5 protein-coding genes are annotated in these 5339 nt (G+C 71.3%); 2 read left to right on the top strand and 3 right to left on the bottom strand.

What is annotated here, in order from left to right; translation table 11 throughout:
- Both ETD96_RS40850 and ETD96_RS40845 read left to right on the top strand, forming a co-directional pair.
- Positions 1-2455, top strand: a 2455-nt coding sequence (locus ETD96_RS40850) for a CocE/NonD family hydrolase (protein ID WP_338072664.1), incomplete at its 5' end; no start/stop codon positions are given.
- On the top strand, positions 2452-3282 hold the full coding sequence (locus ETD96_RS40845; protein WP_138641842.1) for an ABC transporter permease: 831 nt from the start codon (positions 2452-2454) through the stop codon (positions 3280-3282). The genes ETD96_RS40850 and ETD96_RS40845, both read left to right, overlap by 4 nt.
- Positions 3283-3543: 261 nt before the next feature.
- Here ETD96_RS40845 and ETD96_RS40840 read toward each other — a convergent pair whose 3' ends face one another.
- The 3 genes from ETD96_RS40840 to ETD96_RS40830 form a co-directional block, all read right to left on the bottom strand.
- Positions 3544-3915, bottom strand: a complete 372-nt coding sequence (locus tag ETD96_RS40840; RefSeq protein WP_240808578.1) for a thioesterase family protein — start codon at positions 3913-3915, stop codon at positions 3544-3546.
- On the bottom strand, positions 3912-4625 hold the full coding sequence (locus ETD96_RS40835; protein WP_240808577.1) for a methylenetetrahydrofolate reductase: 714 nt from the start codon (positions 4623-4625) through the stop codon (positions 3912-3914). The genes ETD96_RS40840 and ETD96_RS40835 overlap by 4 nt, the downstream gene beginning before the upstream one ends.
- A gap of 295 nt (positions 4626-4920) precedes the next feature.
- Positions 4921-5274 carry a DUF1877 family protein gene (locus ETD96_RS40830; protein ID WP_138641840.1) on the bottom strand — a complete coding sequence of 118 codons (354 nt, stop codon included), beginning with the start codon at positions 5272-5274 and terminating at the stop codon, positions 4921-4923.
- Positions 5275-5339 lie beyond the last annotated feature (65 nt).

Here is a 5339-nt window from a genome sequence, read left to right as displayed (position 1 = left end):
GGGCAGGACGGGGCGGGCCGCGCGCTGGACGGCGGCGGGCGCGGCGGTCGTGCTCGCGGGCACGGCGGCAGGCTGGGGCGCGGTCGCGGGCGACGCTCCGCGCGTCCGGACGTCCGAGCAGCGCATCCCCGTGGTGGACGGGCCGAAGGACGACCAGCGCGTCCTGCTCGATACGACGTTCTACCGCCCGGCCGCCGGGCGGGCGAAGGGCCCGGCGGTCCTGCTGGCGCACGGCTTCGGCGGCTCGAAGCAGGAGGCGGCCGGCGAGGCGCGCGAGCTGGCCCGCGCCGGGTACGCGGTGCTGACCTGGTCGGCGCGCGGCTTCGGGCGCTCGACCGGGGAGATCGCGCTGAACTCCCCCGACTACGAGGTGAAGGACACCCGGCAGCTCATCGACTGGCTCGCGAAGCGGCCCGAGGTCGTCCTCGACGGGCCGGGCGACCCGCGCGTCGGCATGGCGGGCCAGTCGTACGGCGGCGCGATCGCGCTGATGACCGCCGCCTACGACCAGCGGGTGGACGCCATCGCACCGCAGATCACCTGGAACGACCTCGCGGACGCGCTGTTCCCGACCACCGCCGAGGGCGCGCCGTCCACCGACGGCGTGTTCAAGAAGCTGTGGGCGGGGATCTTCTTCACCGGCAGCGCCACCCGGACGGCCTGCGGGCGTTTCCTGCCGTCTCTTTGCGAGATGTACCAGGAGGTCGCGCAGAAGGGGCGCCCGACCGAGTCGGCGATCGCGACGCTGCGCCGGTCGAGCCCGTCCTCCGTCGCCGACCGGATCAGGGTGCCGACGCTGCTCGTCCAGGGGCAGGCCGACTCGCTGTTCCCGCTGGACCAGGCCGACGCCAACGCGCGGGCCATCGCCCGCAACGGCGCGCCGGTGTCGGTGGTGTGGTTCCAGGGCGGCCACGACGGCGGCGACCCGGAGACCGAGCGCGTCGAGGGGCTGGTGCGCGACTTCTTCGACGCCCGCCTCCGCCGCTCCGGCCCGGCTCTCGACGCCTTCACGGTGACGCGCGCGGGCGGGCTCGACTCGTCCACGCAGGAGGTCGTCGTGGACGAGGCGACGGCGGCCCGGTATCCCGGCCTCGCCGGCGATCCGGTCGCCCTGCGGCTCACCGGCCGCGAACAGACGATCTTCAACCCGGCGGGCGGGTCGCCGGCGTCGATCTCGGCGGTGCCCGGCCTGGGCGCGCTCGGCTCCCTCGGCTCCCTCGGGTCGCTCGGCGCGGCGGGCGGGCTCGGCGGGTCGCTGCCGGCCGACATGCCGGGCCAGACCGCCGTCTTCGACACCGCCCCGCTGGACCGTCCCGTGCGGCTGACCGGCGCGGCCTCCGTGCGCCTCAAGGTGCAGGGCAAGGGGCCGCTCTTCGCGAAGCTCTACGACGTCCCGCCCGGCGGCGGCGCCGCTCCGGCACGGCGCCTGGCGGCCCCGTTCCGCGTGTCGGACGGCGACGTCAGCGTGACGCTCCCGCCGATGGACTACCGCTTCGACCGGGGCCACCGCCTGCGCCTCGTCATCGCGACGACCGACATGGGCTTCGCGACGCCCGCCGAGCCTTCGTCCTACAAGGTGCAGGTGGTCTCGCCGCTGACCGTCCCCACGGTGCCGTCCCTCGCCACGGCCTCGTCGCCGCTGCCCGCCTGGGTCTGGGTCCTGCCTTTGGGGGCGCTCGCCGTGGCCGCCGCCATCCTCCTGCCCGGACGACGCAGACGCACCGCCGACGCCAGCAGCGATGTCCCGCTGGAGATAACCGGCCTTACCAAGACCTACAAGAACGGCCACCAGGCCGTGGCCGACCTGTCGTTCCGTGTGGAGAAGGGTCAGGTTCTGGGCCTGCTCGGCCCGAACGGCGCAGGCAAGACCACGACGCTGCGCATGCTCATGGGGCTGATCCACCCCGACTCGGGCGAGATCCGCATCTTCGGTCAGCGGGTCACTCCCGGTGCGCCCGTCCTGTCCCGCCTTGGCTCCTTCGTAGAGGGACCCGGCTTCCTGCCCCACCTCTCCGGCCGCGACAACCTCGACCTCTACTGGCGCGCCACAGGCCGCCCCCTGGACGAGGCCCACCTCGAAGAGGCGCTGCAGATAGCCGACCTGGGTTCCGCCCTGGACCGCGCGGTACGCACCTACTCGCAAGGGATGCGGCAGCGGCTCGCGATCGCCCAGGCCATGCTCGGCCTACCGGACCTCCTCGTCCTGGACGAACCCACCAACGGCCTCGACCCGCCCCAGATCCGCGAGATGCGGGAGGTGCTGGTCAAGTACGCCGCCGCAGGGCGCACCGTCATCGTCTCCAGCCACCTCCTCGCCGAAGTCGAGCAGACCTGCACGCACGCGGTCGTCATGGCGGGCGGCCGCCGCGTCGCCGCCGGGCCCGTCAGCGAGATCGTCGGCTCCGGCCGCCGCCTGGAGGACGCGTTCCTGGAGATCATCGGAGAGACGTCATGACCACCTACCACGTCCGGCGGACGCTGCCGCTGCGGGTCGAGGCCGTCCGGCAGTTCCGGCGCCGCCGGACCCTCGTCGCGTTCGGGATCCTGCTCGTCCTGCCGTGGGTGCTGGTGCTCGCGTTCAAGCTCGGCGGCGACCCCGGCCCGGACGGCGTCCCCAGCCTGGTCGACGTCGCCACCTCCAGCGCCCTGAACTTCGCCCTGTTCGCCCTGTTCGTCTCCACCGGCTTCCTGCTGGTGGTCGCCGTCGCCCTGTTCTGCGGCGACACCGTCGCGAGCGAGGCGGGCTGGTCGTCCCTGCGCTACCTGCTGGCCGCGCCCGTGCCCCGCGCCCGCCTGCTGCGCCAGAAGCTGGTCGTCGCGCTCTCCTACGCCGTCGTCGCCGTCGTCAGCCTGCCGCTGATGTCCCTGGTCGCCGGCACGGCGGGCTTCGGCTGGGGCGACGTGGAGCTCCCCACCGGCGGCACCGTCCCGGTCGGCACCGCGCTCGGCAGGATGGCGATCATCGTCGGCTACTCGCTGATCGCTCAGCTCGTCGTCGCCGCCCTGGCGTTCCTGCTGTCGGTCACCACCGACTCGCCCCTCGGCGCGGTCGGCGGCGCCGTCGGCCTGGTCATCGTCAGCAACATCCTGGACGCCGTCACCGCCCTCGGCTCCTGGCGCGACTTCCTCCCGACGCACTGGATGTACTCGTGGATGGACGCCCTGCAACCCCAGATCCAGTGGACGGGCATGGCGAAGGGCGCCGCGATATCCCTTTCCTACGCGCTCATACTGTTCGCACTGGCCTTCCGCCGCTTCCGCACCCGCGACATCGTCTCCTGAAAAACTGGGCACGCATTGTCACTATCCGACAACTCCACGTCGACAATTCGGCCCCGAAATTCGGTCGAACCGGCAGCGTTCGTCGCATAAGCTCGGCGAACCGCGCGCCCATCGGCCGCGTCACACGAGGCAGTGACGATTAAGCCGGGCCCGTTGGGGGGAGATGATCACCATGGCACGGCAGCAGCTCATCAAGCGCCCCAAGCCCCCACGTCAACCGAGCCAGCCCGACCTCCGCACGCCCTCGGGCCGCCTGCTCCCCTACTGAAGCCGCGCCAGGAACCGTTCCCGCTCGACCACCACGCGCTCGACACGGCCGCTCCCCACGGGGCCGCGCTCGTCCACCGCGTTGACCGCGAACACGAGCCGCTTCCCGTCGACCTCCGCGAGCTCCGCCTCCACGGTCACCCGCACACCGACCGGGCTGGCCGCGCGATGCTCCAGCGCGACCCGCGTCCCCACGGACGTCCGGCCGTCCCCGAGCTCGCCCTTGACGGCCTCCACGGTCGCGGCCTCGGCGAGCGCCAGCAACCGGGGCGTCGCCAGCACGGGCACATCACCACTGCCCAACGCGACCGCCGTGTCATCGTCCCCCACCACGAGGGACACCTGGCCGTGCAGCCCCGGCTTCACAACTCCCCTTCCAGCCGCGCCGCGACCTCCCGGTAGCGACTCACCGGCACGAGATGCACCCCGTCGAACGCCCCACTGTCCCGGATCGCGAGCACCTGCTCACAGGCAGCCGCGACTCCGGCACTCCGGTCCCGCTCGACGGCCTCGACGAGCTCGCCGGGAATGTCGATATCGGGAATGGCCGCAGCCAGATTCCGCGCCATCCCCGCACTGGCCAGCACCATGACCCCCGCGTAGACGGGTCCGTCGATCTCCGCGCTCTCCCGCCACCGCAAGAGGTTCTCCACCGAGTAACTGACCTGGACGAACGTGAAGTCGGCAGCCCGCTTCCACTCGGGCACCCGCCTCAACCCAGACGTGACGCCGACCTGGAACGCCCCGCACCCGTCGAAGACCGCGTCCTCGCTGGCCGCGCGCGCCTCCTCCATCATCGCCCGGACGGTCAGCTCACTCGTCCGCCCGCCCGCGCTCGGCTTGTCCCCATAGACGAACAGAAACCGCTCGACCCCGTACGCGGCCGCGGTGAGCAGATCCCGCCGGAACCCGAGCAGGTTCCGGTCACGCGAGTTCAAACACGCGATCCCCCGCGCCCCCATGGCCTGCACCTCATGCGCGACGGCCACGCTCGACACGGTGGCCCGGCCAATGTGGTTGTCGGGAATCAGAAACGAGTCCGCCACCGGACTCAACACCCCGATCTGATGCCGCACCTTCCGCAGATCAGGCCGAGTAGGCGGCTCGACCTCACAAACAACCTCGAACCCCACGAGCCCTACTCCCAGATCGACGTGACGACGCGCACAACCGACACCGCCTCACATTAGCCTTCTCCCCCAAAGAACACCCCCGCAGCCCCATGGCCAGGAGACGTGTAGACCTAACTTCCGTCGAGCAGCCTCTTAACGGGCATTTCAGGACAACGCCCCACGACCTGGGGATCACCCGCCACACCCCGCGCAACACTCCGGCCACGCATGACTGCAAGCAGTTCCAACCGGTACGAGGTCACGTCGCCGTGAAGATGGCCGCCCGCCCGGCCTCGGCCGCCCGCTCGAACAACCCCCGTACCTCGACGAAGTTCTCCCACGTGTACTCGAAGTCGTCATCATCAAGCGACCCGCGGTACTCCGGGTCGTCGATCGCGTCGAAGCGCCGCCGCAGCCACACCTTTTCGACCCGCTGGAGTTCGTCTGCGACATCTCGGACTTCGGCCGCGGTCACGTAGACGACGTAGTAGTCCTCGTGCATATGCCGCCCGCCGAGGACGGCATGCGACAGCGGATAGGCACCGCCCTCATCGCCGGCCGCGAGCAAAAGGCGCTCCTGATCGGCACTGACAGCGAAGTGCACACCCAACACCCCGCCACCCTACTGACGCCCCCCCTGTCTCTTATACAAATCTGACGCTGCCGACGACGGAGAGA

Source organism: Actinomadura geliboluensis (genome assembly GCF_005889745.1).
GTDB classification, from domain to species: domain Bacteria; phylum Actinomycetota; class Actinomycetes; order Streptosporangiales; family Streptosporangiaceae; genus Spirillospora; species Spirillospora geliboluensis.
The sequence above is the reverse complement of the archived record's forward strand: the minus strand, read 5'-3'. Positions and strand labels throughout refer to the sequence as shown.